This is a genomic window from Phenylobacterium sp., assembly GCF_037138395.1.
Taxonomy (GTDB): Bacteria; Pseudomonadota; Alphaproteobacteria; order Caulobacterales; family Caulobacteraceae; genus Phenylobacterium.
Map to the genome: position 1 here is coordinate 1 of NZ_JBAXIM010000237.1, position 2,463 is coordinate 2,463.

General features: G+C 68.1%; 1 protein-coding gene and 1 pseudogene. Both read right to left on the bottom strand.

The features are described from left to right. Positions 1 to 2,002 (bottom strand): annotated as a pseudogene (locus WCJ52_RS12730) (translocation/assembly module TamB); the annotation flags it as partial. Beyond that, a partial coding sequence (locus WCJ52_RS12735; RefSeq protein WP_336903676.1) for a BamA/TamA family outer membrane protein occupies positions 1,999 to 2,463 on the bottom strand: 465 nt, incomplete at its 5' end. The gene WCJ52_RS12735 and the pseudogene WCJ52_RS12730, both read right to left, overlap by 4 nt.

A 2,463-nucleotide genomic window follows, 5' to 3' on the forward strand; every position in this document is an offset into this window, starting at 1 on the left:
TGCGCGCCGAAGCCGGACCAAACGGGCTCGCAGCCCTGACCTGTGCAGACCCTCCGGAGCGAGACCAGTCCAGGTCAAGTTGAGCCCCGGTAAGGGACATCCCGGGCAGTTGAATGGCGTCAAAGGCTGCGTTCATGGTCACGCTCGGAGCGCTGATGCTGCCCTCCAGACGTCCCGTCCCGGAAGCCTTTCCGGAGACCTCAACCGGCCCGGCGGCAAAGGGGCCCAACGCAGACCATTCCAGCCGCCCGGTAATCGCATCCCCCTCCAGCGCAGCGCCTGGAGCCCGCACCTGGAGCGCTGCCCCGCGTAGGTCGAGACGCTCAAACCTCAGGCTTCGGTTGCGAAGGAAGAAACGCGCATCGAGGTCCGGAGTCCCGCCCAGAAGTCGGTCGAGTTCCTTGAGACCGGTCGCCAGCTTGTCACCGCGGGCGCTGACCGTGACTTCCCACGGCGATTGAGCCTTCGGCAGGCGCGCATTCCACCGGGCGGTCAATCCCCCGGAAGCCCCCGGCAGGCCGGCGTCAAGTCGGCTGACCGAGGCGTTGCCCGCAAAGGTGAGCCCGCCGAGGAGGCTTCGCCTGCCTGACCCCGAGGCCTGGAAGCCTGACCCGGCAGCCTTCATGTCCTCGATCAGGATCTCACCGTCATCTTGTCTGGCGACCTTGAGGTTCAGGGATGGCGAAGCCCCCAGCAGGGCGAAGACAAGTCCCTCCCCGCGCCCGCCGCCGCCCTGAATGCGGGCGTTCAGCCCAATCCGTCCCTTCCGGGACTCCAGGGCGATCGGCCCCGAGGCCGATCCGAGCCGATAGCCTCCAAGCCCCGTCTGCTCGACCCGGCCCTCCCCGGTAAAGTTCCAAGTCTCCGGGTCGCCGAGCAGCCGGCCGGAAATGCGCGCCCGCCCTGCATCCACGCCGGCGCCGAGGATGCGGCGGAGAGAGGGGGTCGTGACCTGGACATCCAGACCCTTCCCCCCGACCCGCCGGTGCTCGAAGTCGAGGGGGCCGCGGATCTGCGCCGAGGCCGCATCCGTCGTCAGGGTCAGGGTCGCGATGTAGGCTCCGCGGTCGTCCGCGACACCCTCGGCGCGGCCGTCCAACTTCAAACGCGCGCCAATTCGCTCAGCAACCGGTCGCGTGAGACTCGAGGCAGACAGGTCAATCTGGCCGGATAGCGTTCCAGAGCTCGGGCTCCAGGTTCCGCTGAGGGCGACGGGCTGGATATCCCCGGAGCGCAGGTCAGCTCGCACACGCCCCTGATCCATTCGGCCATCGGCATCCAGGGTCATCCGGAAGGGCCTGTCCGCCGGCAGGCCCAGTACCCCGGCGAGCGCGCCGCCGTTGGCCTCCAGCGCGTCAGCGCGAAGCCTGAGGGGGCGATCCTTGCCGACGTCCAGAACAGCGTCGAGGTGGTCGCCGTCACGAAGCCGGCTCACGGCCTTCAGCCCTGCGGAATATCCCCCATCGCCGCGCCGCACCTGAAGCCCTCCCTTCACGCTGAACACCCCTCGGCGGGTGCTGAAGGCTGGATCGCTCTCGATGACAGCGGAAAGCCTGGTGACCGTAACCGTCACCGGCAGGGGCTTGTGCGGCTTGGGTGGGGCAAGTACCGGACGCCGAAGGATGTGCACGCGGTCAGCGGACGCAGATACCACCCGCACCTCCCGCGCCAAAAGGCGGGTAGGCTCCCACGTCACGTCCAGGGATCGAGCTTCCAGCCAGATCCCATCGGCGTCCCGGATGGCGAGCCGGTCAAGGGTCAGGTGGCCGAGAGGGTCGCCGGCAAGGCCGCTGACCTCCAGGTGTCCCAGCCGGCCCGCCGGGAGGCCATCTGCAACGGCCTCGATCCGGGAGATGGCCGCAGGGGTGCGAAGCAGCAGGGGTGTGGACAAGGCGAGGCCCACCAGGGCGAGTACGATCAGGCCCAGGATGGTCAGCCAGGGCCTGAAGCGCGGCTTTCCAGCCTGCCTTCCAGGAGGCGGGGTTTCAGACTCGCCGGTCAAAAGCTCTGACCGATGCTGATATAGATCTGGTAGCTCGGGTCGTCCTTCCTCGGGTTCAGCGGAACCGCCAGGTCGAAGCGGATGGGTCCGAAGCCAAGGTTGTAGCGGACGCCGAGCCCGACGCCGACGCTGAGATCCGTGAAGTCGGGGGTCTGGGATGTGCCAACTGCGCCCGCATCCACGAAGGCCACGATGCCCCACCGAGAGGTCAGGTCATGGCGGACCTCGCCCGAGACCTCCATCAGCGAGAGCCCGCCTGCAGGGGTGTTGTCCGGGAAATAGGGACCGACACCCTGATAGACATACCCCCTCACTGAGCCACCACCGCCCGCATAGTATCTCCGGGAGGCGGGGACGCCGGACGGGGTTCCGCCGAGGATTGATCCGACCTTTGCCCGTCCGGCCAGGACGGTGTGTCTGTCGGCCCCCAGCGGCAGGTAGGCGGAGCCCTGAAGGGTTGC